This is a genomic window from Flavobacterium sp., from assembly GCF_044341185.1.
In the GTDB taxonomy this organism is placed as follows: Bacteria; Bacteroidota; Bacteroidia; order Flavobacteriales; family Flavobacteriaceae; genus Flavobacterium.
In genome coordinates this window covers 20,967-44,265 of record NZ_JBIISE010000017.1, presented here as the reverse complement: position 1 = coordinate 44,265, position 23,299 = coordinate 20,967, and the positions used below count along the sequence as shown (strand labels likewise).

Below are 23,299 nucleotides of genomic sequence, written 5' to 3'. Positions count from 1 at the left end.
AAAATTTAATTTTTTTATTAACCAATAGTACTTATTTCATTTTTAAAATTTTATCAATTAATCAAGTTAATTTTATAAAAAAATGTATTTTAAAAAACAGATTACCAAAAAATTATGTAATTTTGTTTCGATGAATTTAAAAAAACATATTAGTATATACTTAGCATTATTTATTTTATTAGTAAATAGTAGTGCAAGTTTGGTTTTGCATTATTGTCACGACCAAATTGCTTACGTGTCTTTAGTTTATCAAGAAAATAAATTGGTAGATACTGCATCTGAAGATTCTTGCTGTACTTCAGATTCTATTAAAGGGGAGGAAGAGGGTTGTTGTTCCAATGAGGAAATCAGTACCGAAAACAAAATTGATTATTCAATTTTAAAAGATTTTCAATTTGAATTTTTAGCTCTAAATTTTATTAATGAAGCGCCAGAATTTTTTGGTAAAGCAGCTTGCTTTTATTCAAATAAAAAAAATGTTGATTACTATTGTAATTCTAACGCACCACCTTTTTATAAACTCTATTCACAACTTATTTTTTACGCATAATTTATTTCGTTTTTATTTTTTTTTAAATTATAAACTTTATAAATTAATTATGTATAAACTTTTATTATTGGTAATGATGCCAATATTTTCATTTGCACAAAGCAGTGTACAAGGTAAAATCACTGATAAGGAAAACAATCCTATCACTAATGTAAAAATTACCATTCCAGAATTAAAAACCATTATTTATTCAGATAAAAATGGCTCGTTTACTTTAATTCAAGGAAACCGAAATCTTTTATTAATTATAGAAAAAGAAGGTTTTCAGACACTTGAAATACAACAAAGTGTCAAATCTGATTTTACTATTAAATTAGAAAAAACAGCTTCTGATAACAATATTGCAACTGTAACTATTGTAAAGAAGCAAAATACTTTGGATAGAAAGCAAAAAGCAGTTACCAATACGCAACATTTATCGCAAGGCGAATTACAAAAAGCGGCTTGTTGTAATTTATCGGAAAGTTTTGAAACAAATCCGTCTATTGATGTAAATTTTTCAGATGCTGTTACAGGTAATAAGCAAATTAAAATGTTAGGATTAACTAGTCCGTATATTTTAATGAGTGAAGAGAATATTCCTGCCATTCGGGGCGCTTTACAAGCAACAGGATTAAATTTTATTCCAGGAACTTGGGCAGAAAGTATTCAAATTACTAAAGGGGCGGGGAGTGTAGTGAATGGATATGAAAGTATTTCAGGTCAAATAAATTATGAGTTAATTAAACCTCAAAAAGAAGCCCCGTTTTTTGCTAACGTGTATGCCTCAAACGATGGCAGATATGAATTAAACACTCATTTTGCTACTAAATATTCAGATAAATTAAGTTCTTTAGTTTTATTACACGGTAACACCAGAAATAGTAAAAACGACATGAATCATGATGGATTTTTAGACAATCCATTAGGAAATCAAGTTAATATTTTAAATCGTTGGCAATACAATAATGCAGAAAAAGGAATTGTTTCATTTTTGAATATAAAATATTTTAAAGATGAAAAAACAGGTGGAACTATAAATGATAATTCGCATGAAATGGTGATGAACCCAAATTTATGGACGAGCCATGTGAATACAGATAAAATAGAAATTTCCAACAAAATAGGATATGTTTATCCAAATATGCCATTTCAAAGTATTGGTTTTCAACAAGCCTTTCAGTACAATAAAATGCATTCTGAATTTGGAGATAAAACACACCATATTCATCATAAAAATTATTTTTCAAACCTTATTTTTAATTCGATTATTAATAATACAAAGCATAAATTCATTACGGGTTTGAATTTTAATTATGATATATTTCAAGAACATATAGAGGTCAATTTTGTGGCTGAATATGATAGAATTGATACTTCAATTGGTTCGTTTTTTGAATATTCTTTCGATAATTTAAATAATTTCAGTTTTGTTTTAGGTGCTAGAGCGGACAATCATAACAGATTGGGCTTGTTTTTTACACCTAGAGCGCATGTTAAATATAACCCGTTTGAAAAAACAACGTTTCGTTTTTCTGCAGGTAGAGGAAAAAGAGCCTCAAATATTTTCGCTGAAAATATAAATGTTTTGGCCAGTTCTAGAGATATTATTATTAAAAATGAAAACGGTAAATTATATGGTTTAAATCCAGAAATTGCATGGAATTACGGAACAAGTTTTATTCAGAAATTCTATATTTTTGGAAAAGAAAATGAACTTGTTGTGGATTATTATAAAACAGATTTTAGTAATCAAATTGTGGTTGATTTAGAAAATGCAAGGCAAGTAACTTTCTCTAACTTAAATGGAAAAAGTTTTGCTGAATCCTTTCAAATTGAATGGAATATTAATTTAATGACGCATTTAAATCTAAGAACGGCATATAAATATTTACATGTTAAAACCGATTATGCAACTGGATTATTGGATAAACCATTACAGGCTAAAAATCGTTTCTTTGCTAATATAGCTTACGAAACGCATATTTTAGAAAAAGGACAGCAATGGAAATTTGATGCCACTTTTAATTGGATTGGTCAACAAAGATTACCAAATACACAAGCAAACCCAGTTCAATATCAATTATCGGAACATACGCCAAGTTATCAGCTTATAAATGCACAAATAACAAGAACATTTTCTAGTACATTTGAAATGTATTTTGGAACAGAAAATTTAGGAAACTTTAAACAGAATAATGCCATAATTGCATCAGATAATCCTAATAGTCCTTATTTTGATAGTACCATGATTTATGGACCCGTTTTTGGTACGATGTATTATGCAGGAATACGATTTAAAATAAAAGATAAAAAAGAACAAATCATTAAAAAATAAAATCATGAAAAAAATAGTTTTAGTAGTAGTGTTTGCTTTGTTAGGAATGAATGCAAACGCACAAGAACAACTTAACAAAAATAAAAAAGTAGAAATTGAAGTAAATGGAAATTGCGATATGTGTAAAAAACGCATCGAAAAAGCAGCCTATTCTGTAAAAGGAGTAAAAAGTGCAACTTGGAATGTTGATCATCAAGATTTACATTTAATTATTGATGAAACAAAATGTACTGTTTTAGATGTAGAGAAAGCTATCGCAAAAGTAGGTCATGACACAAAAGATATTAAAGCTACTGACGAACAGTATGCGAAAATTCACGGTTGTTGTTTGTATCGTACAGAAGAAAAGCATTGATTTTTTTAATTTTTTTTTTTATATTTGATTCGTTAACCAATTAAATATTTTAATTATGCCTTTAAATTTTTACTCAATTTTAGCAGCCACTTTTGTTTCATTAATAGTGGGTTTTGTTTGGTACAATCCGAAAGTTTTTGGAACAATTTGGATGAATGAAACAGGGATGACCCATGAAAAAGCCAGACAAAGCAATATGCTTAAAGTCTTTTCGCTAACTATTTTTTATTCATTTTTAATTTCCCTGATATTATCTACAATAGTAATTCATCAAATTGGAGCTTTAGGAATGATTGGTGGTCCTGATAATGTAGCTAAAGCCTTACCATCATACGCTGCGTTTATAGGAGACTATGGAAATGCTTTTAGAAGTTTTCAACACGGAGCACTACATGGTTTTTTTACAGGATTATTTTTTGTTTTACCAATTACAGCAATAAATAGTTTGTTTGAACAAAAATCATGGAAATATATACTAGTAACTTCAGGTTATTGGATGGTTTCATTAACTATTATGGGCGCAATTATTTGCGGTTGGAAATAATTAACATTTATTTATAAAATAGAAGTCCTACATTTGTGGGACTTTTTTATGCCTTGAAAAAAATTACATTAAAAATATTCGATTCTATAAAAGACCTTCCAGAAAATTGGAATGCAGTTGCTGCTGCAAATCATTTTCTACAAATTCCATATTTACAAGTTTTAGAACGTTCGGCGCCAACAAATATGCAATGTTTTTATATTGGATTTTATGAAGATTCAGAACTAATAGGTGTTTCTTTAGCCCAATATTTAGATTTAAATAAATTAGAATCGTTTGGTGAAAGAGATAACTTTTTTAAAAAATTTATTCGAAATTTTATTTTTCGAAATTTTGCTTCACATACACTCTTTATTGGCAATAATATGATTACCGGTCAAAATGCTTTTGCTTTTAATAATGAAATTAGTTTTAAAGAAATTAGTTTTATTTTGAGACAAAGTTCAAAAGAATTAGAGGCTTATTTCAAACAAAAAGGCACTAAAATTCATCTGGTTTCTTTTAAGGATTTTTATCAAAATTGTGCTGTCGAATTTAAAAAGTATGCTTTCGAAAAAGTGTATGAATTCAAAACGCAACCAAATATGATTTTCGAAATACCAATCAATTGGAAATCAAATGAAGACTATTATAATGCTTTTTCAAAAAAATATCGAGATCAATATAAAAGAGCCCATAAAAAGTTTGAAGGAATTTTAGTGAAAGAATTAGATATAGAAGCAGTTCTTTTTCATGAAAATAAAATTAATGAATTATATCATCATGTAGCTAAAAATGCACCTTTTAATACTTTTTTCTTAGCAAAAAATCATTTTTCAACATTTAAAAAACAATGTGGAGATGGCTTTAAAATTTTTGGTTATTTTTTGGAAGAAAAACTTATTGGTTTTCATTCTGTTTTATTAAATGACGATGTTTTAGAAACTTATTTTTTAGGATATGATGACCAAGTTCAAAAAGATAAAATGTTGTATTTAAATATGTTGTACAACATGACTGAATTTGGAATTATTAATAATTTTAAAAAAATTATTTTTGGAAGAACAGCTTTAGAAATTAAAAGTTCAATTGGAGCGACACCGGTTATGATGTCTGGTTTTATTTATCATAGTAACAAATTAGTGAATTTATTTTTAGGTAAAATATTTAAAAATTTAGAACCCGAAACCCTTTGGCAACAACGTCATCCCTTTAAATAAATATAACAAACATTTAGTAGTTCTTTTTTATTGAAAAAAACGAATTGTTTTCTTATTTTTGAAAATAATTTTAACCATGAAAAAATATATTTTCTTTTTATTGTTTTTTTCTCAATGCATGTTTTCTCAGACTTTATTTGAGAAAGCAGAGAAGTTATATAAAGAAAAGAAGTTTGAAGAAGCTAAAGGTTTATTTGAAAGTTATTTGAAATCCGTTCCAAATCATTTAAAAACTATAGAATATTTAGGAGATATTGCTGGAAATTCAAAAAAATGGGATGTTGCAATTGCTTATTATAAAAAATTAAAACTTCAAAATCCAAATAGTGCTATTTATTGGTTTAAATATGGTGGTGCATTAGGAATGAAAGCTAAATCAGTAAATAAATTTAAGGCGGTTGGCATGATTAGCGATATAGAAACCGCTTTTTTAACCGCTGCAAATTTAGATAAAAAACACCTTGAATCGCGTTGGGCGTTAGTGGTTTTATATATTGAATTGCCAGGAATTATTGGTGGTAGTGAAACTAAAGCAGCGAAATACGCCGATGAACTTATGGCTATATCAAAAGTTGATGGTTATTTAGCTAAAGGTTATATAGATGTGTATTACAAAAGATATAAATCTGCAGAAGTAAATTTGATAAAAGCACATCAATTAGGTAAATCAGCCATAACATATGCCAAATTATACGATTTATACATGTATAAGTTAAAAGACAAAGACAAAGCACAAAACATTAAAAAGTAATTAGTTATAGGGTTTTGGGTAAATGGTAAACGTTACCTTTAAACCAATTCCTTTCACCATTAACCATACAAAATGCGAACACATTTCATAGCTATTGGCGGAGCTGCCATGCACAATTTAGCATTAGCGTTACATAATAAAGGATATCAAATAACAGGTAGCGATGATGCTATTTTCGAACCTTCTAAATCTCGTTTAGAGAAAAAAGGATTATTGCCTTTGGAAATGGGTTGGTTTCCAGAAAAAATTACTTCCGATATTGAAGCTGTTATCTTAGGAATGCACGCTAAGGAAGATAATCCTGAATTGTTAAGAGCACAAGAATTAGGATTGAAAATTTATTCGTATCCAGAATTTTTGTATGAACAATCTAAAAACAAAACAAGAGTTGTAATTGGTGGTTCTCACGGAAAAACTACTATTACGTCTATGATTTTACACGTAATGCATTATCATAATATTGAAGTAGATTACATGGTTGGTGCACAATTAGAAGGTTTTGATACGATGGTGCATCTTACAGAAACTAACGATTTTATAGTTTTAGAAGGCGATGAATATTTATCTTCTCCTATGGATAGACGACCGAAATTTCATTTATATCAACCAAATATTGCCTTGCTTTCAGGTATTGCTTGGGATCATATTAATGTGTTTCCCACGTTTGAAAATTATGTAGAACAATTTAGTATTTTCACATCGCAAATTACAAATGGTGGTATTTTAGTATATAATGAAGAAGATGCAACCGTTAAACAAGTTGCCGAAGAAACTACAAATCCAATTCGTAAAATTGCCTATCAAACACCAAGTTATGCTGTTGAAAACGGAACGACTTTATTAGATACTCCAGAAGGTCCCATGCCAATTGAAGTTTTTGGTGCACATAATTTAAATAATTTAGCGGGAGCCAAATGGATTTGTCAATGTATGGGTGTAGATGAGGTTGATTTTTACGAAGCAATTGCCACCTTCAAAGGCGCAAGTAAACGATTAGAGAAAATTGCAGAGATTAGTAATAAAGTAGCTTATAAAGATTTTGCCCATTCGCCAAGTAAAGTTTCAGCCACTACAAAAGCAGTAAAAGATCAATATCCTGACAGAAAATTAATTGCCTGTTTAGAATTACACACTTATAGCAGTTTAAATGCCGAATTTTTAAAAGAGTACGAAAGTGCCTTAGACGCAGCAGATGTTGCCGTAGTTTTTTATTCGCCAGATGCGGTAAAAATTAAACAATTAGATGAAGTTTCTTATGAACAAATCGCACAATCATTTAATAGGAAAGATCTAATTATTTATACCAATCCAGCAGAATTTAAAAACTATTTATTTGCACAAGATTTTAATAATTCCGCTTTATTATTAATGAGTTCAGGAAATTATGGTGGATTGAATTTTGATGAGGTCAGTCAATTAATCAATTAGTCAATTAGTCAATGTGACAATGATTTAAACCATCTAAGAATTTATAAACTCTTTGATAGTTTTTGTATTAAAAATATTTTTTTGGTTTCATTTTTTTAGTTAAATTTGGTTTTTTTAAACGCCAAAATATTTTTTATGTACACGCCAATTCATCAGTGGGCTGAAGACGATCGTCCACGAGAAAAACTACAATTTAAAGGTAAATCTACTTTATCCGATTCGGAATTATTAGCCATTTTAATAGGTTCAGGCTCTAGAAATGAAAGTGCAGTGCAATTGTGTCAACGAATTTTAGCAGCATCAAACAACAATCTCAATCAACTTAGCAAACTTTCAGTTCATCAATTAATTCAATATAAAGGTATCGGCGAAGCAAAAGCTATAAGTATTGTAGCCGCTTTAGAATTAGGTAGAAGAAGAAGGTTAGAAGAAGCTACAGAGTTACCAAAAATCACATCAAGTAAAAATATATTTGAAATTATGCAACCCATAATTGGAGAAATACCTCACGAAGAATTTTGGGTATTATATTTAAATAATTCAAATAAAGTAATTCATAAATCGCAAATTAGTAAAGGCGGCATAACAGGAACTGTTGTTGATAATAGAATGGTTTTCAAAACGGCTTTTGAATATCATGCCACCTCAATAATTTTATGTCACAATCATCCATCTGGCAAATTACAAGCCAGTGAACCCGATTTACAATTGACTAAAAAGTTAAAAGTTGCAGGTCAAACTTTAGACGTTTTTGTATTAGATCACATAATTATTACTGAATTTGGTTATTTAAGTTTTAAAGATTCGGGTATTTTTTAATATGGGTACGCAGATTTATTTACCATACAAATAAAAAACTATGAGTCTATGTCTTTAAAATAGTTAATGTACTTTTGCAAAATAAATTTACAATTAATAACAATGAACGAATTATATCAATTTTCCAAACAAGATTTAAGATTAGTTTCACAAATAAAACAGCATCAAAATATTTCGGCAATTTTTTATCATTTTTGGATTAATTTAGTCAACCCTAATGAAAAATTTGTTTTTGTTGACACTATTGAAATTGTTTTTGATAAAACGACTACTTATTTTTTTAAAATTAATGAAGAAGATAATGGTTATACAATTTCTTCAAACTACAATTTTGAGGAAGAACAAAAAATGTTAGCCGAAAAATTTCAAGAAGTGCTTTCGTTAAAAAGAGTAGATGTGAGCGCAGCTACTCTTTGGAAAGATAAAATTAAAACGCCACTTCTATCTGTAAACACCGTAAATGATTACGAAAACAGAAACGAGAATTTCATTCATTTTGATTTTATTGATGGCTCATTAGCAATTTATTACAATGAAGAAAAAGGATTATTAGTGGAAGATTACGAAGCGTAACACGTTTTTATTCTATTGAGATAAATTTTTGTTAAACGTTTTTAATCTTATTTCAATATTCTTATCTTGCCACATAATATAAAACAAAATGATTAGCACCAAAAATATTACATTTTCTTATAATAAAGATCAAAATTTCATTATGCCTGATTTGTTTTGCCAGGCTGGGAGTACTATTTTAGTTACAGGAAATTCTGGAAAAGGAAAAACTACCTATTTGCATATTTTGGCAGGTATGTTGCAACCCAATTCTGGAGAAATTTTAATTGATAATATAGATTTTACAAATCTTAAAGGAAGTAAAGCAGATAAATTTAGAGGTAAAAATATTGGTGTGGTTTTTCAAAAATCGCATTTTATTGCATCACTTTCTGTTTTAGAAAATTTAGAAATGGCAAGTTGGTTAGCCACAGGTAAAAAGCACACCAAACGCGCTAAAGAATTATTAAATAAATTAGATATTTTAGAACAAGCGCACAAGCAACCAAGCCAATTGAGTGTAGGACAACAACAGCGTGTTTCTATAGCTCGTGCATTAATGAATGAACCTAAAGTGTTGTTAGCCGATGAACCCACATCAAGTTTAGATGATAAAAATGCGGACAACGTAATTGAGTTATTGGAATCATTATCTAAAGAATATAAAGCCGCTTTAATTATTGTTACACACGATAGTCGTATTAAAGCCAAATTCACCAATCAAATTACAATGTTATGATCGGAAAATTAGCATGGAAAAATATTTGGTTTAAACCATTAAATACTATTTTGAGCATTTTGTTATTAACGGCTTCGGTAGCTATTATTACAGTTTTGATATTAGTCGAAAAACAATTCGAGGAAAAATACCAAAGCAATTTAGATGGTGTCGATTTGGTACTTGGAGCTCAAGGAAGTCCACTACAACTTGTGCTTTCATCAGTATATCAAGTTGATGATCCAACAGGAAATATTAGTTACGATTCGGTAAAAGTTTGGATGCAACATCCGTATGTAAAAAAAGCAATTCCGTTAGCCTATGGTGATAATTATGTAGGATTTAAAATTGTAGGAACTAACCCAGATTATATAGAAAAATATCAAGCTAAAATGGCGGAAGGTAAAGTATTCGAACACAATTTTGAAGTAGTTGTTGGCGCTGATGTTGCCGAAAAATTAAATTTAAAATTAGGAGATACTTTTAAAGGAACACACGGAAGTGCTGCAGAAGGCGAAGTTCACGACCATGGAGAATATATTGTAGTAGGAATCGCATCTAAAACAGGAAAAGTTATTGATAATTTAATTCTGTCAAATATTCCAACGGTTTGGCAAATGCACCACGAAGAAGGTCACGAAGAAGTTGCCGAAAATCCTGCTCACAGAGAACCCGGACATGTTCATGATGAAGAAGAGCATGTTCATACAGCAGAATGTAATCATGATGCTCACGAATCGGATATGACCATTGATGAGCCAAATATGGAAATTACGTCTGTTTTAATTGAGTTTAAAAACAAAATGGGTGTTTTTATGTGGCCAAATATTATCGCACAAAACACTAAAATGCAAGCCGCTTTGCCTACGTTTCAAATGAATAGATTATTCGATATGTTTGGAGTGGGATTAAATGCGTTGAAATATTTAGCATTCGGAATTATGCTGATTTCTGGAATTTCTATTTTCATTGCTTTATTCAACACCCTAAAAGAAAGAAAAGCAGAATTTGCCTTAATGCGCGTAAACGGTGCTAAAAAACATCAACTACTTTTAGTAGTTTTGCTTGAAAGTATTTTGCTTTGTATTGTGGGGTATCTTTTCGGAACTATTTTAGGTAGAGTTGGAATTATCTTGTTATCAAAAGCATCAGAATCTGATTTTAAATTAGGATTTGATCCTATGGAAATTATTTGGGAAAAAGAAGGGCTTTTATTTGGTTTAACTTTGTTAGTTGGATTAATAGCAGCTGTTATTCCAGCCATAAAAGCATACACTATTAATATATCAAAAACTTTAGCAAATGCGTAATTCATTAAAAATAATATTAGCCTTAATACTAGGCGTTTTTTTATTCAGTTTTCAAAATCAAAGTGAAGTAAGCACTTATACATCTACAAAAAAGGTATTTTTAGCAGCAGATACACTAACCTGGAAATTGCTAGGGGAAATTAAATATTTAAAGAAAAAACACGCTTCGTATGGCGAAGTTGATTTCCCAGTTATTAACACAAAATTGAAAAAATTAGCTAAGAAAACCATTGTAATGAGTGGATTTATTGTGCCTATTGATAACAAAAATTACGCCTTGAGTAAGAATGTTTTTGCCTCTTGTTTTTTTTGTGGAAAATCAGGTCCAGAAACCATTATGGGAATTAAATTTAAAGGTGCTACGCCAAAATTAAAAACCGATACGTATTTAACAATAAAAGGTACTTTCCGTCCAAATGAAGACGATGTAGAAGACTGGATTTATAATTGTGATAATGCCGAAATCGTAAAAGGAAAATAAATTTGGAAGCTATAAAACATATTTTTTTCGATTTAGATCACACGCTTTGGGATTTTGAAAAAAATTCGGCTTTAGCTTTTGAAAAAATATTTCAAGAACTAAATTTCGATATCAATTCTCAACAATTTATGGATATTTATAATCCTATTAATGTTGCGTATTGGAAATTGTATGAGAAAAACGAAATCGATCAAGAAACACTTCGTGTGAATAGAGTTAAAGACGCTTTTGAAGCTTTGAATTATTATATTTCATTAGATCAAATAAATACCATTTCACATTTGTTTATTGAGTATTTAACTTCAAATAATCATTTAATTGAAGGTACAATCGAAACGCTAGACTATTTAAAAGATAAATATATATTACATATTATTACTAACGGATTTTCATTTGTACAAGATGTGAAATTACAAAAAAGTAATTTGGATAAATATTTCGTTACCATTACCGATTCGGAAGCTGCGGGGCATAAAAAACCACACGAAAATATTTTCAATCACGCGCTAACTAATGCAAATGCTTCTAAAACTGAAAGTATTATGATTGGAGATAGTATTGAAGCAGATGTTTTAGGTGCTTTGAATTTCGGAATAAAAGCTGTGTTTTTCAATCCGGCAAATGAAATGGTTTCAAATGAAGAAATTATTCAAATTCAAAGTTTAATTCAATTAAAAAATATATTATGATGAAATTTTTTTCAATTTTAGTACTCGTTTTCTTATCATTCACTTCTTTTGCTCAACAAAATAAAGTGATTATTATTTCTAACAAATACGAATTTCAGAAGGTTAAAAATACTTATAATATAAACAACATGTTAAAAGCAATTTTAGTTTCTAATAGCTATCAAGTGTTTTTTGATGATGAAGAATTACCTAAAGAGATTGCACAAAATAAATGTAATGCCTTAACAGGTGTTTTAATAGATAACAGTAATATGTTTTTAACGAAATTGAAATTTCAAATTAGAGATTGTCAAAATAAGTTGTTATTTGAAACGGCAGAAGTGAAAACAAGAGAAAAAGATATTCAAAACGCTTATATTGAAACCGTTGGTTTGTTAAGTTCAGAATTAAAAAAATATAAACCAGTTGTAACTAATTTAAAAGAAGTTGTTGTTGAAACAAAATTAGCTGAAGTTGAAAGTATTGTGTATACGGAAAAGCCTTTAGTAACTGAGTTTAAAACATTTTTGAATTGTAGTTTTGAAAAAAGTCTAGATGATTCACATGATTTTGAAATTGGTGGAACTGAGCAAAATGTTTTATTGTTTTTGCAAATTACCAAAACTCCTAATCTTTTTATTGCATATAAAGAAGGTGCATATGGTATTTTTACTAAAACTGATAAAAAAGGTATTTTTGAATATTATTTTGATGGTAAATATATTGTTGAAGAGTATCAGTTTTAATAAAAATTATTTTTCCTTACACCCAACACCTTTAACCTAAAACCCAACTAATACCCATATTTATTCTTCCATCTGTTTTTTAAAAACTGACGAATTTCTTTTTCTCTAGCGTTTTCACCTGGTTCAAAAAAAGTAGTTTCAGATAATTCGGTTGGTAAAAATTCTTGTTCAGCAAAATTATTAGCAAAATCGTGCGAATATTTGTATTCTTCGCCATAACCTAATTCCTTCATTAATTTTGTTGGCGCATTTCGTAAATGAATAGGAACGGGTAAATCTCCAGTTTGTTTTACAACTTGTTGGGCTTTTCCAATGGCCATATAACTGGCATTACTTTTTGCAGAAGTGGCTAAATAAATAGCACATTGACTTAAAATAATTCTGCTTTCTGGATAGCCAATTGTACTCACAGCCTGAAAGGCATTATTTGCCATAATAAATGCTGTTGGATTGGCGTTTCCAATATCTTCACTTGATAAAATCAACATTCTTCGGGCAATAAATTTTACATCTTCGCCACCTTCAATCATTCGAGCTAACCAATATACTGCACCGTTCGGGTCACTTCCACGAATTGACTTGATAAATGCTGAAACAATATCGTAATGTTGTTCACCAGTTTTGTCGTACAATACTGTGTTTTTTTGAACCAATTGCATTACTTTTTCATTTGTAATTTCAATGATTGCTGAGCTTGTCGAAGTATCGGTTGCATTAATTACCAATTCAAAAATATTCAATAACTTTCTAGCATCTCCACCTGATAATCTAAATAATGCTTCTGTTTCTACTAAATTTATTTTTTTCTTTTGTAAGTATTCGTCAGAAGAAATAGCTCGGTGTAAGATGTTTTCTAAATCTTCTTTTGTAAAAGCATTTAAAATATATACCTGACATCGTGACAAAAGTGCAGGTATGACTTCAAAACTTGGATTTTCTGTAGTGGCGCCAATTAAAGTTATCCAGCCTTTTTCTACTGCTGCTAAAAGCGAATCTTGTTGCGATTTACTAAAACGATGAATTTCGTCAATAAATAAAATAGGATTTTTAGCAGTGAATAAACCACCGCTTTGTTTGGCTTTTTCAATTACGTCTCTAATGTCTTTTACACCTGAATTAATTGCGCTCAACTCGTAAAACGGACGTTTACTTTCCTGTGCCATAATTTGTGCCAAGGTTGTTTTTCCCGTTCCTGGAGGTCCCCATAAAATTAAACTCGGAATAATTCCTTTCTCAATATGTTGGGTTAACGAGCCACTTTTACCAACTAAATGTGATTGGCTAATGTATTCCGATAAAGTTTTCGGACGAATTCGTTCTGCTAAAGGTATTGTCATAAAGCAAATTTAATCAATGCAATCTTCTCAACCAATTTTTTTTAATTTTAATATGATATGCCAAATTTTCATACCTTGTACTTTGGCTTCATTTTTGATTTTGATTTGTTATGATAAAATCGTCCATAGATAAGAATTTTTATTTTTCACTTTCCGTGTTACTATTTCCGTTACTCTTTGTAATGTTATTATGGATGACGTATTATTTGAATTTGCATTATTTTCCTGAAATGTATCAATACGGAATTTTACCTAAAACAGTTAAAGGTTTACGAGGCATTCCGTTGCATATTTTTATTCACGGAAATTTTAAACATGTACTTAATAATTCTATTCCGATTTTCTTTTTGGTGATGGCTTTGAAGTATTTTTACCGTCAACAGTTTTTTAAAGTGTTGTTTTTAGGTGTTTTATTTACAGGATTAGGAACCTGGCTTTTGGGTAGAAACTCGTATCACATTGGTGCAAGTGGATTGGTGTATTGTTTGGTGAGTTTTATCTTTTTCAAAGGAATTTTAACCAAATATTACCGATTAGTTGCTTTGTCTTTAACTATTGTTTTGTTGTATGGTGGAATTATTTGGTATATGTTTCCCAATGCAGAAACGTTAAACGGTGGCGTGTCTTGGGAAGGCCATTTCGCTGGTTTTGTAACTGGAATGGTGATGGCGATTTTTATGAAAACAGCTCAATTTTCAACACCTATTTTTTACGATTGGGAACATCCTGATTTTGATCCAACGGACAAACCTTTTTTCAAACAATTTGACGAAAACGGGAATTTTATCAATCCTCCAAAACCTGAAATTATGGAAGAAACAGAAGTAGATTCGTACTTTAAATCTTCAGTAAAAGTGATTTATGATTTTTTGAAAAATGAAAAATAATTAGATGATTCTCTAATTATAAAAGACGCTGTCTCACTACTTCATATAAAAAAGCACCACAAGCTACCGAAACATTTAAAGATTCAATAGTTCCGTACATCGGTAATTTTGCTTTTTCATCAACCACTTTTAAAACAGAAGGATTTACACCGCGTTCTTCGTTACCCATAATAATCGCTACAGGAACTTTAAAATCGATGTCATAAATGGTGTTTTCTGTTTTTTCAGTTGCTGCTACGGTTTTGATGTCGCAACTTTGTAAATGAAAAACGGCATCCTTAATATGATCTACTTTACAAATCGGAATATTAAAAACAGCACCTGCACTTGTTTTTACCGTATCACCGTTTACTGGTGCGGAACCTTGTTTTTGAACAATAATTCCATTAACGCCAACACATTCAGCCGTTCTAATAATCGCACCAAAATTTCTCGCATCAGATAATTGGTCTAAAATTAAAAACAAAGGCGTTTTACCACTTTCTAAAGTTTGCTCAATTAATGTATCTAAATCGTGAAAAGCAATTGGCGAAATAGTCGCCACAGCCCCTTGGTGATTTAATGAAGTAAAACGATTCAGTTTTTCTACAGGTACATAACTAAAGTTTACATTATTCGCCTTTATAGCTTTCATTAAATCTTTCATTAAGTCGCCCTGAGCTTCTTTCTGAATAAATACTTTGTCTATAACTGCGCCGGAATGTATGGCTTCAATAATGGCTCTAATTCCAAAAATCTGATTGTCGTTTTTCATAGGTGCAAATATAGGTAAGTTTATTCAAATTTATTTTAAAAATACGTTTTAAAACTAATTTGCACGATAGAATTAGATAGTTTTATGGTTTGGTTTCCTGTGTTTCCATTGGCATACACTAAATTAAACAAGCCGCCATTGCTTAGTAATCCAAAGCCAAAACCCAATCCGTAAAGTTGGTCTTTTGTGTTGTTGGCTTTATCTTGATAATATCCGAAGTCAGTAATGCTATAAAAATACAGATTTGGAGAAGCAACATATCGGTACTCAGCAAAAAGACCAGTAAATACATTTCCTTGTAAGCTGTTTTCGTTAAAACCTCTTATGGATTGAATGCCTCCAAATCGATACAATTCATTAGTAAAATAATCATTACTTTTAAGAAAATAGGTGTCTGTTTTAATATGAATAACGTTTTTTCTGTTAAGTTCGAGCAGTTTTTGTAGTTGAATTTGAGCAAAAAACTGATTCGTTTTTACAGCGCTTGTTGTTCGGTTACCCATTCCGAATTTTGTAAAAAAGGTAAACTTATCAGGAAATAATGAATCATCAAAGCTGACTTTTTTGTGTTCAAAAACAGAAGTAATAAATGTGGATTTTAAATCTTTAATAGTTGAAGAGGATATTTTTTGAATGGCTTCCGAAACATTATCTTTATAGCCAATAAAAACTTTTGTGTTGTAATGAATCATATAACCCAAATCAAAATCAAAACTACTATTTTGAAAAATAGTATCTTGCTTAAAGATTTTTAAATTCGATTTTAAAGCCATTGGACTTTTAAAAATATAAGCTAAATCTAAATTGACATTAAACGTACTTTGTTTGTTTCCGTCATTTTTCCAATACAAATTAAAGCGTTCACCAGAATTTAAGTTATTGTACAAGTTCAAATCTACATAACCATTAAATTGTAATTTTTGTGTATCTTCTTTATTTCCAAATCCTAAAAAACCATCAAAAGTATTGTTTTTTCTTTTTTCTAAATACAAATATACTTTTGTAGAATCTGTGGTGAGTAAAACTTCTGGATATTTTATCTGAGATACAAAAGGCAAAGCATTAAAATCAGAATGAATTTTTTTAATCACGTCTTTGTTAAAAGGTTTCGCATTGTATTTTCTTAAAAAAACCTTTTTAATGCCTTCTGGAAATTGGCTGTAACCTTGAAAAACCAATTGATTGATCTTTCTAATTTTGTTTAATTCAATTATTAAATTAGCTTGTAATTGGTTATTGGTTTTGGTAAAATTTCTTAATTGTATTTTCGATTGGGCAAAACCTTTCTTTTCTAAAATATTTAATTTTTCATTAATAAAATTTTCTGTATTCGAAAGTAAAATGATTTCAGAAGTGGTTAAGTTTAAAATATCTTTTACTTCGTTTGATAGACTATCGATTTTAATTTCAATATTTCGAGTTAAATTTCCTAATCTATATGTAAAGGTAAAACTACTGTCATTATTTTTTTTGGTTTGAAGTAATTCGTTTTCTAAATAGCCAATTTTTAATAAATTTTCATTGAATTTTTTTTGAGTTTCTAGAATATTCTTTATTTCGATATGTTTTTTAGCGTAGCCAATACTATCAATTATTTTATTTTCAAAGGAAGAGCTTCCTTCAATTTTTAAATAAAATTGCTGACTATATATATAAGGTGAAAATAAAAATAGAAAAAACAAATATTTCATAGTCCAAATATAACGTAATTTTTATAATATTTATTTTCTGAAATTTATTTTAATAAAAGTCATTTTATATTGTATGCTATGCACAAAAAGGTTGTTTATGGCATCTTCTGGTTATCAAAAAGTTAGAAAATTAAAAATAAATAATATAGAGTTTGGATAATTAAAAATAATTTCTACCTTTGCGTCCCTTAAAATAAGGTAACAATAAACAAAGTTTAATTAAAATTTAATTATGCCAACAATTCAGCAGTTAGTTAGAACAGGAAGAACCAAAATAACTAAGAAGAGTAAATCGGCGGCTTTAGATTCATGTCCTCAAAGAAGAGGTGTATGTACTCGTGTTTACACAACGACTCCAAAAAAACCAAACTCAGCAATGAGAAAGGTAGCTAGGGTTCGTTTAACAAACGGAAACGAAGTAAATGCATACATTCCTGGAGAGGGACATAATTTACAAGAGCACTCGATAGTATTAGTTAGAGGTGGAAGGGTAAAAGATTTACCAGGAGTTAGATACCACATTGTGCGTGGTGCTTTAGACACAGCAGGTGTTAAAGACAGAACACAACGTAGATCTAAATACGGTACAAAACGCCCTAAAGAAGCAGCTAAAAAGTAATTATTTAACACTTTTAAAGAAAAGACATGAGAAAAAGACAGGCCAAAAAAAGACCTCTTTTGCCAGATCCAAAATTCAACGATCAGTTGGTAACACGTTTCGTAAACAACTTAATGTGGGATGGTAAAAAATCAGTTGCTTTTAAAGTATTTTATGATGCTTTAGATATAGTTGAGACAAAAAAACAAGATGCAGAGAAATCAGCATTAGAAATTTGGAAAGATGCATTAACAAACGTTATGCCTCACGTAGAAGTACGTTCACGTAGAGTGGGTGGAGCTACATTTCAAATTCCTATGCAAATTCGCCCAGATAGAAAAGTATCTATGGCAATTAAATGGTTAATTCTTTACACTAGAAGAAGAAATGAAAAATCTATGGCTGGTAAATTAGCTGCAGAAATATTAGCAGCGGCCAAAGAAGAAGGTGCGGCAGTTAAGAAAAGAATGGATACTCACAAAATGGCAGATGCTAATAAAGCATTCTCTCACTTTAGATTTTAATTCGTACAGAAATGGCTAGAGATTTAAAATTCACGAGAAATATAGGTATTGCTGCGCACATTGATGCGGGTAAAACTACAACTACAGAACGTATTTTGTTCTATACTGGAAAATCACACAAAATTGGTGAAGTACATGATGGTGCTGCAACAATGGACTGGATGGCTCAGGAACAAGAAAGAGGTATTACAATTACTTCTGCTGCAACTACTTGTACATGGAATTTTCCAACTGAACAAGGAAAGTTGTTGCCAGAAAGTTTGCCATATCACTTTAATATTATTGATACTCCAGGACACGTTGATTTTACTGTTGAAGTAAATAGATCTTTACGTGTATTGGATGGTTTAGTTTTCTTATTTAGTGCAGTTGATGGTGTAGAACCACAATCTGAAACTAACTGGAGATTAGCAGATCAATATAGAGTGCCTCGTATGGGATTCGTAAACAAAATGGACAGACAAGGTTCTAACTTTTTAGCTGTTTGTCAGCAAGTTAGAGACATGTTAAAGTCTAATGCAGTTGCAATTACTTTACCTATTGGTGAAGAATTAGATTTTAAAGGGGTAGTAGACTTAGTTAAGAATCAAGCTATTGTATGGCATGATGAAACGCAAGGAGCTACTTTCGATATCATCGAAATTCCTGCTGATATGGTTGATGAAGTAAAACAATATAGAGATATTCTTATTGAAGCAGTTGCTGATTACGATGAAAACTTGCTTGATAAATACATGGAAGATCCAGATTCAATTACAGAAGAAGAAATCAACTCTGCGTTGAGAGCTGCTACTATGGATATGGCAATTATTCCTATGATTGCAGGTTCATCATTCAAAAACAAAGGGGTTCAATTCATGTTAGATGCGGTATGTAAATACTTACCATCTCCAATGGATAAAGAAGGTATTACAGGAATTCATCCAGATGATGCTGAACTATTAGAAGAAGATCAAACTAAAATATTACGTAAGCCTGATGTTAAAGAGCCATTCGCAGCTTTAGCATTTAAAATTGCTACTGACCCATTCGTAGGTCGTTTGGCTTTCTTCCGTGCTTACTCAGGTCGTTTAGATGCTGGTTCTTATGTGTTAAATACACGTTCTGGAAGTAAAGAAAGAATTTCTCGTATCTATCAAATGCACGCAAACAAACAAAATCCAATCGAATATATTGAGGCTGGAGATATTGGAGCGGCAGTTGGTTTTAAAGATATCAAAACTGGAGATACATTGTGTGATGAAAAACACCCAATCATTCTTGAGTCTATGAAATTCCCTGCACCAGTAATTGGTATCGCTATTGAACCAAAAACAAAAGCAGACGTGGATAAAATGGGTATGGCTTTAGCTAAATTAGCTGAAGAAGATCCAACATTTACAGTTAGAACTGATGAAGCTTCAGGACAAACTATTATTTCAGGGATGGGTGAGTTACACTTAGATATCCTTGTAGATAGAATGAAACGTGAATTCAAAGTTGAAGTAAACCAAGGTGAGCCTCAAGTTGAATACAAAGAAGCATTTACAAAATCAGCTACTCATAGAGAAACATACAAAAAACAATCTGGAGGTCGTGGTAAATTCGGTGATATCGTATTTAGATTAGAGCCTGCTGATGAAGTGGACGGTAAAATTCCTGTAGGATTACAATTTGTGAATGAGGTAAAAGGAGGAAACGTTCCTAAAGAATATATCCCTTCTGTTGAAAAAGGTTTCCGTGAAGCTATGAAAACTGGTCCTTTAGCAGGATATCAAGTAGATAGTTTAAAAGTAACTTTGTTAGACGGATCTTTTCACCCAGTCGATTCAGATGCTCTTTCTTTCGAATTAGCAGCTAGAATGGGTTATAGAGAAGTAGCAAAAGCTGCAGGAGCTATCGTATTAGAACCTATCATGAAAATGGAAGTTATTACACCAGAAGAAAACATGGGAGATATCGTAGGAGATATTAACCGTCGTAGAGGTCAGGTGAATGACATGGGTGACAGAAACGGTGCTAAAACTATCAAAGCAGATGTACCATTATCAGAAATGTTCGGTTATGTAACTACATTAAGAACATTGTCTTCAGGTAGAGCAACTTCAACTATGGAGTTCTCACACTACGCTGAAACACCTGCTAATATATCAGAAGCGGTAATTAAAAAAGCAAAAGGTAACGCTTAATTCTTAAGAAAATGAGTCAAAAAATCAGAATAAAATTGAAATCTTACGATCACATGTTGGTAGACAAGTCTGCTGAAAAGATTGTAAAAACTGTAAAAAGCACAGGTGCTGTAGTAACGGGTCCAATTCCATTACCAACACACAAAAGAATTTTTACAGTATTACGTTCTCCACACGTAAACAAAAAATCTAGAGAGCAGTTTGAATTGATGTCATACAAAAGACTTCTAGATATTTATAGTTCTTCTTCAAAAACGATTGATGCGTTAATGAAATTGGAATTACCAAGTGGTGTTGAAGTAGAAATTAAAGTATAACTTTATTTCAATATATTTAAAAAACCGAGTTTAAATACTACTCGGTTTTTTTATATTTCAAAGGGAAAAATATTAGATTTTTGTTGTTTTTAAAAATAAGTTAATATTTATTTTTGAGAATAATAAAATATTTATATATTTGCACCCTTGAAAAAATTCAGCAATCGTGCTGAAAATCAATGTTTAATTAAATAATATGTATTTATGTCTGGGTTAATCGGAAGAAAAATCGGTATGACTAGCATCTTTGACGAGAATGGAAAGAACATTCCATGTACCGTTATTGAAGCTGGACCATGCGTTGTGACCCAAGTCAGAACCAATGCAGTTGATGGGTATGAAGCCCTTCAATTAGGTTTCGATGACAAAACTGAAAAGCATACAGTAAAAGCTGAAGAAGGTCACTTCAAGAAAGCGGGAACTGCTGCTAAGAAGAAAGTTGTTGAATTCCACGGTTTTGAGGAGGAGTTTAAGTTAGGAGATACAATTGATGTAAACTTATTCACTGAAGGTGAATTTGTGGATGTTGTTGGAACTTCAAAAGGTAAAGGATTTCAAGGTGTTGTAAAACGTCATGGTTTCGGTGGGGTAGGTCAAGCCACTCACGGTCAACATAACCGTTTACGTGCACCAGGATCTGTAGGAGCATCATCTTATCCTTCTAGAGTATTCAAAGGAATGAGAATGGCCGGAAGAATGGGTGGAGATAATGTAACAGTTCAAAACTTAAAAGTTTTGAAAGTTGTTGCTGATAAAAATCTTTTAGTAATTAAAGGGTGTGTACCAGGGTGCAAAAACTCTTATGTAATCATTCAGAAGTAATGGAAGTAAAAGTTTTAGATATCAACGGAAAAGAAACAGGTCGTAAAGTAAATCTTGACGATACCGTTTTCGCTATAGAACCTAATAAACATGCTGTATATTTAGATGTTAAGCAATACTTGGCTAACCAAAGACAAGGAACGCATAAAGCTAAAGAAAGAGCTGAAGTTACAGGTAGTACACGTAAAATTAAAAAACAAAAAGGTACAGGTACTGCTCGTGCAGGATCAAAAAAATCTCCTTTATTCAAAGGTGGGGGTACTGTTTTTGGACCAAGACCAAGAAGTTATTCATTCAAATTGAATAAAAACTTAAAAAGATTAGCTCGTAAATCAGCATTTTCTTTAAAGGCTTTTGAATCAAATATTCTTGTTGTTGAAGATTTTACTTTCGACACGCCAAACACTAAAAAATTCATTAATGTATTGAGTTCTTTAGGGTTAGAAAACAAAAAATCTCTATTTATATTAGGTGATACAAATAAAAATGTATATTTGTCGTCGCGTAATTTAAAAACAACTTCTGTTGTAACTAGTTCAGAATTAAGTACTTATGCAATTTTAAATGCAAAAAGTTTAGTTCTTTTAGAAGGTTCAATTGAAGCAATAGAAGCTAATTTAAGTAAATAATTCAGATCATGAGTGTTATTATCAAGCCAATTGTAACTGAAAAGTTAACTAAAGATGGTGAAGTTTTTAACCGTTTTGGTTTTATAGTTGAGAAAACAGCTAACAAAGTACAAATCAAAAAGGCTGTTGAAACAGCATTTGGTATTACTGTAGTTGCTGTTAGAACAATGAACTATAGAGCTGATAGAAGTGTAAAATACACTAAAAGCGGATTAATCAGTGGAAAAACAAATGCTTACAAAAAAGCAGTTGTTCAAGTTAAAGAAGGAGAATCGATAGATTTTTATACTAATATCTAATATACAACAATGTCAGTTAGAAAATTAAAACCTATTACCCCAGGTCAGCGTTTTAGAGTTGTAAATAGCTTTGACACTATTACAACTGATAAGCCGGAGCGTTCATTGATCGCACCGAAAAAAAACTCTGGAGGTAGAAATAGTCAAGGAAAAATGACCATGCGTTATACAGGTGGTGGTCATAAACAAAAGTATCGTATTATTGATTTTAAAAGAGCAAAAGCTGGAGTACCTGCTAATGTGAAAACAATCGAATATGATCCAAACCGTTCAGCATTCATTTCATTATTATATTATGCAGATGGAGCAAAAACTTACGTTATTGCGCAGAATGGTTTACAAGTTGGGCAAACTATAGTTTCAGGAGAAGATGCTTCACCAGAAATTGGAAATGCGTTACCTTTAAGTAAAATTCCATTAGGAACAGTTATTTCTTGTATCGAATTAAGACCTGGTCAAGGTGCAGTTATTGCGCGTTCGGCAGGTACATTTGCTCAGTTAATGGCTAGAGATGGAAAATATGCAACAATTAAAATGCCATCAGGAGAAACAAGATTAATCTTGTTAACTTGCTCGGCTACAATTGGAGCAGTATCTAACTCTGACCACCAATTAGTTGTATCTGGTAAAGCAGGTAGAACTAGATGGTTAGGAAGAAGACCTAGAACAAGACCAGTGGCTATGAACCCAGTTGATCACCCTATGGGAGGTGGAGAAGGACGCTCTTCAGGAGGTCACCCACGTTCAAGAAAAGGTTTACCAGCTAAAGGTTATAGAACTCGTTCTAAGGTTAACCCGAGTAACAAGTATATTGTAGAACGTAGAAAGAAATAAT

26 protein-coding genes are annotated in these 23,299 nt (G+C 30.9%); 23 read left to right on the top strand and 3 right to left on the bottom strand.

The annotated features are described in order from the left end of the window. Positions 1-130 precede the first annotated feature (130 nt). From ACIQZ1_RS05360 to ACIQZ1_RS05295, 14 genes are all read left to right on the top strand, one after another. Complete coding sequence (locus ACIQZ1_RS05360; protein ID WP_396159737.1) at positions 131-550, top strand: HYC_CC_PP family protein; 420 nt, start codon at positions 131-133, stop codon at positions 548-550. A gap of 73 nt (positions 551-623) precedes the next feature. Next, on the top strand, positions 624-2,867 hold the full coding sequence (locus ACIQZ1_RS05355) for a TonB-dependent receptor domain-containing protein (protein ID WP_396159735.1): 2,244 nt from the start codon (positions 624-626) through the stop codon (positions 2,865-2,867). Between the two features lie 4 nt (positions 2,868-2,871). Continuing rightward, on the top strand, positions 2,872-3,222 hold the full coding sequence (locus tag ACIQZ1_RS05350; RefSeq protein WP_396159733.1) for a heavy-metal-associated domain-containing protein: 351 nt from the start codon (positions 2,872-2,874) through the stop codon (positions 3,220-3,222). Positions 3,223-3,277: 55 nt separating this feature from the next. Next, positions 3,278-3,766, top strand: coding sequence for a DUF1761 domain-containing protein (locus ACIQZ1_RS05345; RefSeq protein WP_396159731.1), 489 nt, complete (start codon positions 3,278-3,280; stop codon positions 3,764-3,766). A 53-nt stretch (positions 3,767-3,819) separates the two neighbouring features. Continuing rightward, positions 3,820-4,965: an 8-amino-7-oxononanoate synthase gene (locus tag ACIQZ1_RS05340; protein ID WP_396159729.1), complete on the top strand. Its 1,146-nt coding sequence runs from the start codon at positions 3,820-3,822 to the stop codon at positions 4,963-4,965. Positions 4,966-5,041: 76 nt separating this feature from the next. Then, positions 5,042-5,716, top strand: a complete 675-nt coding sequence (locus ACIQZ1_RS05335; RefSeq protein WP_396159727.1) for a tetratricopeptide repeat protein — start codon at positions 5,042-5,044, stop codon at positions 5,714-5,716. A 72-nt stretch (positions 5,717-5,788) separates the two neighbouring features. After that, on the top strand, positions 5,789-7,144 hold the full coding sequence (murC, locus tag ACIQZ1_RS05330) for a UDP-N-acetylmuramate--L-alanine ligase (RefSeq protein ID WP_396159726.1): 1,356 nt from the start codon (positions 5,789-5,791) through the stop codon (positions 7,142-7,144). A gap of 135 nt (positions 7,145-7,279) precedes the next feature. Further along, the gene (gene radC / locus ACIQZ1_RS05325) at positions 7,280-7,963 is read left to right on the top strand and encodes a DNA repair protein RadC (protein ID WP_396159724.1); all 684 of its coding nucleotides are present in this window, start codon (positions 7,280-7,282) and stop codon (positions 7,961-7,963) included. A 102-nt stretch (positions 7,964-8,065) separates the two neighbouring features. Beyond that, a complete protein-coding gene (locus ACIQZ1_RS05320; RefSeq protein ID WP_396159722.1) occupies positions 8,066-8,536 on the top strand; it encodes a hypothetical protein in 471 nt (156 codons plus the stop codon). An 88-nt stretch (positions 8,537-8,624) separates the two neighbouring features. Beyond that, complete coding sequence (locus tag ACIQZ1_RS05315) at positions 8,625-9,254, top strand: ABC transporter ATP-binding protein (RefSeq protein ID WP_396159719.1); 630 nt, start codon at positions 8,625-8,627, stop codon at positions 9,252-9,254. Next, positions 9,251-10,543: an ABC transporter permease gene (locus ACIQZ1_RS05310; RefSeq protein WP_396159718.1), complete on the top strand. Its 1,293-nt coding sequence runs from the start codon at positions 9,251-9,253 to the stop codon at positions 10,541-10,543. Before ACIQZ1_RS05315 ends, ACIQZ1_RS05310 begins: the two co-directional genes overlap by 4 nt. Beyond that, on the top strand, positions 10,536-11,024 hold the full coding sequence (locus ACIQZ1_RS05305; protein WP_396159716.1) for a hypothetical protein: 489 nt from the start codon (positions 10,536-10,538) through the stop codon (positions 11,022-11,024). Before ACIQZ1_RS05310 ends, ACIQZ1_RS05305 begins: the two co-directional genes overlap by 8 nt. A gap of 2 nt (positions 11,025-11,026) precedes the next feature. Continuing rightward, positions 11,027-11,713: a YjjG family noncanonical pyrimidine nucleotidase gene (locus tag ACIQZ1_RS05300; RefSeq protein ID WP_396159714.1), complete on the top strand. Its 687-nt coding sequence runs from the start codon at positions 11,027-11,029 to the stop codon at positions 11,711-11,713. Further along, positions 11,710-12,438 (top strand): hypothetical protein, encoded by a 729-nt coding sequence (locus ACIQZ1_RS05295; RefSeq protein WP_396159712.1) that lies wholly within the window; start codon positions 11,710-11,712, stop codon positions 12,436-12,438. The genes ACIQZ1_RS05300 and ACIQZ1_RS05295 overlap by 4 nt, the downstream gene beginning before the upstream one ends. 47 nt (positions 12,439-12,485) lie before the next feature. Here the strand turns inward: ACIQZ1_RS05295 and ACIQZ1_RS05290 are convergent, their stop codons facing one another. Further along, the gene (locus ACIQZ1_RS05290; protein WP_396159710.1) at positions 12,486-13,775 is read right to left on the bottom strand and encodes a replication-associated recombination protein A; all 1,290 of its coding nucleotides are present in this window, start codon (positions 13,773-13,775) and stop codon (positions 12,486-12,488) included. Positions 13,776-13,885: 110 nt separating this feature from the next. On the opposite strand from ACIQZ1_RS05290, the gene ACIQZ1_RS05285 reads away from it, so the two are divergent. Further along, positions 13,886-14,662, top strand: a complete 777-nt coding sequence (locus ACIQZ1_RS05285; RefSeq protein ID WP_396159708.1) for a rhomboid family intramembrane serine protease — start codon at positions 13,886-13,888, stop codon at positions 14,660-14,662. 16 nt (positions 14,663-14,678) lie between these two features. Here the strand turns inward: ACIQZ1_RS05285 and rlmB are convergent, their stop codons facing one another. Further along, positions 14,679-15,416 carry a 23S rRNA (guanosine(2251)-2'-O)-methyltransferase RlmB gene (rlmB, locus tag ACIQZ1_RS05280; protein WP_396159706.1) on the bottom strand — a complete coding sequence of 246 codons (738 nt, stop codon included), beginning with the start codon at positions 15,414-15,416 and terminating at the stop codon, positions 14,679-14,681. Between the two features lie 35 nt (positions 15,417-15,451). Then, positions 15,452-17,107: a hypothetical protein gene (locus tag ACIQZ1_RS05275; RefSeq protein WP_396159704.1), complete on the bottom strand. Its 1,656-nt coding sequence runs from the start codon at positions 17,105-17,107 to the stop codon at positions 15,452-15,454. A 232-nt stretch (positions 17,108-17,339) separates the two neighbouring features. Between ACIQZ1_RS05275 and rpsL the strand changes: the two genes are divergently transcribed. From rpsL to rplB, 8 genes are all read left to right on the top strand, one after another. Then, on the top strand, positions 17,340-17,726 hold the full coding sequence (rpsL, locus tag ACIQZ1_RS05270) for a 30S ribosomal protein S12 (RefSeq protein ID WP_091314384.1): 387 nt from the start codon (positions 17,340-17,342) through the stop codon (positions 17,724-17,726). Positions 17,727-17,752: 26 nt separating this feature from the next. After that, positions 17,753-18,229 carry a 30S ribosomal protein S7 gene (rpsG, locus tag ACIQZ1_RS05265; protein WP_091314380.1) on the top strand — a complete coding sequence of 159 codons (477 nt, stop codon included), beginning with the start codon at positions 17,753-17,755 and terminating at the stop codon, positions 18,227-18,229. A gap of 11 nt (positions 18,230-18,240) precedes the next feature. Then, complete coding sequence (gene fusA / locus ACIQZ1_RS05260) at positions 18,241-20,397, top strand: elongation factor G (protein ID WP_396148656.1); 2,157 nt, start codon at positions 18,241-18,243, stop codon at positions 20,395-20,397. 11 nt (positions 20,398-20,408) lie between these two features. Then, positions 20,409-20,714, top strand: a complete 306-nt coding sequence (gene rpsJ, locus ACIQZ1_RS05255; RefSeq protein WP_091314374.1) for a 30S ribosomal protein S10 — start codon at positions 20,409-20,411, stop codon at positions 20,712-20,714. Between the two features lie 204 nt (positions 20,715-20,918). Next, complete coding sequence (gene rplC, locus ACIQZ1_RS05250; protein ID WP_396159701.1) at positions 20,919-21,536, top strand: 50S ribosomal protein L3; 618 nt, start codon at positions 20,919-20,921, stop codon at positions 21,534-21,536. Next, a complete protein-coding gene (rplD, locus tag ACIQZ1_RS05245; RefSeq protein WP_396159699.1) occupies positions 21,536-22,165 on the top strand; it encodes a 50S ribosomal protein L4 in 630 nt (209 codons plus the stop codon). Before rplC ends, rplD begins: the two co-directional genes overlap by 1 nt. Before the next feature lie 8 nt (positions 22,166-22,173). Next, the gene (gene rplW, locus ACIQZ1_RS05240; protein WP_353146852.1) at positions 22,174-22,464 is read left to right on the top strand and encodes a 50S ribosomal protein L23; all 291 of its coding nucleotides are present in this window, start codon (positions 22,174-22,176) and stop codon (positions 22,462-22,464) included. Between the two features lie 9 nt (positions 22,465-22,473). Further along, positions 22,474-23,298: a 50S ribosomal protein L2 gene (gene rplB, locus ACIQZ1_RS05235; RefSeq protein ID WP_396159697.1), complete on the top strand. Its 825-nt coding sequence runs from the start codon at positions 22,474-22,476 to the stop codon at positions 23,296-23,298. Position 23,299: the final 1 nt, after the last annotated feature.

Excerpts from the sequence above, each read along its gene's own strand:
- ACIQZ1_RS05355 (WP_396159735.1), top strand. The coding sequence starts at position 624 with ATGATGCCAATATTTTCATTTGCACAAAGCAGTGTACAAGGTAAAATC.
- rpsL (WP_091314384.1), top strand. The coding sequence starts at position 17,340 with ATGCCAACAATTCAGCAGTTAGTTAGAACAGGAAGAACCAAAATAACT.
- rplD (WP_396159699.1), top strand. The coding sequence starts at position 21,536 with ATGGAAGTAAAAGTTTTAGATATCAACGGAAAAGAAACAGGTCGTAAA.
- ACIQZ1_RS05315 (WP_396159719.1), top strand. The coding sequence starts at position 8,625 with ATGATTAGCACCAAAAATATTACATTTTCTTATAATAAAGATCAAAAT.
- ACIQZ1_RS05285 (WP_396159708.1), top strand. The coding sequence starts at position 13,886 with ATGATAAAATCGTCCATAGATAAGAATTTTTATTTTTCACTTTCCGTG.
- ACIQZ1_RS05360 (WP_396159737.1), top strand. The coding sequence starts at position 131 with ATGAATTTAAAAAAACATATTAGTATATACTTAGCATTATTTATTTTA.
- fusA (WP_396148656.1), top strand. The coding sequence starts at position 18,241 with ATGGCTAGAGATTTAAAATTCACGAGAAATATAGGTATTGCTGCGCAC.
- ACIQZ1_RS05275 (WP_396159704.1), bottom strand. The coding sequence starts at position 17,107 with ATGAAATATTTGTTTTTTCTATTTTTATTTTCACCTTATATATATAGT.
- ACIQZ1_RS05320 (WP_396159722.1), top strand. The coding sequence starts at position 8,066 with ATGAACGAATTATATCAATTTTCCAAACAAGATTTAAGATTAGTTTCA.
- ACIQZ1_RS05305 (WP_396159716.1), top strand. The coding sequence starts at position 10,536 with ATGCGTAATTCATTAAAAATAATATTAGCCTTAATACTAGGCGTTTTT.
- ACIQZ1_RS05345 (WP_396159731.1), top strand. The coding sequence starts at position 3,278 with ATGCCTTTAAATTTTTACTCAATTTTAGCAGCCACTTTTGTTTCATTA.
- rplC (WP_396159701.1), top strand. The coding sequence starts at position 20,919 with ATGTCTGGGTTAATCGGAAGAAAAATCGGTATGACTAGCATCTTTGAC.
- ACIQZ1_RS05310 (WP_396159718.1), top strand. The coding sequence starts at position 9,251 with ATGATCGGAAAATTAGCATGGAAAAATATTTGGTTTAAACCATTAAAT.
- rlmB (WP_396159706.1), bottom strand. The coding sequence starts at position 15,416 with ATGAAAAACGACAATCAGATTTTTGGAATTAGAGCCATTATTGAAGCC.
- ACIQZ1_RS05335 (WP_396159727.1), top strand. The coding sequence starts at position 5,042 with ATGAAAAAATATATTTTCTTTTTATTGTTTTTTTCTCAATGCATGTTT.
- radC (WP_396159724.1), top strand. The coding sequence starts at position 7,280 with ATGTACACGCCAATTCATCAGTGGGCTGAAGACGATCGTCCACGAGAA.
- ACIQZ1_RS05350 (WP_396159733.1), top strand. The coding sequence starts at position 2,872 with ATGAAAAAAATAGTTTTAGTAGTAGTGTTTGCTTTGTTAGGAATGAAT.
- ACIQZ1_RS05290 (WP_396159710.1), bottom strand. The coding sequence starts at position 13,775 with ATGACAATACCTTTAGCAGAACGAATTCGTCCGAAAACTTTATCGGAA.
- rpsG (WP_091314380.1), top strand. The coding sequence starts at position 17,753 with ATGAGAAAAAGACAGGCCAAAAAAAGACCTCTTTTGCCAGATCCAAAA.
- rplW (WP_353146852.1), top strand. The coding sequence starts at position 22,174 with ATGAGTGTTATTATCAAGCCAATTGTAACTGAAAAGTTAACTAAAGAT.
- rplB (WP_396159697.1), top strand. The coding sequence starts at position 22,474 with ATGTCAGTTAGAAAATTAAAACCTATTACCCCAGGTCAGCGTTTTAGA.
- rpsJ (WP_091314374.1), top strand. The coding sequence starts at position 20,409 with ATGAGTCAAAAAATCAGAATAAAATTGAAATCTTACGATCACATGTTG.
- murC (WP_396159726.1), top strand. The coding sequence starts at position 5,789 with ATGCGAACACATTTCATAGCTATTGGCGGAGCTGCCATGCACAATTTA.
- ACIQZ1_RS05295 (WP_396159712.1), top strand. The coding sequence starts at position 11,710 with ATGATGAAATTTTTTTCAATTTTAGTACTCGTTTTCTTATCATTCACT.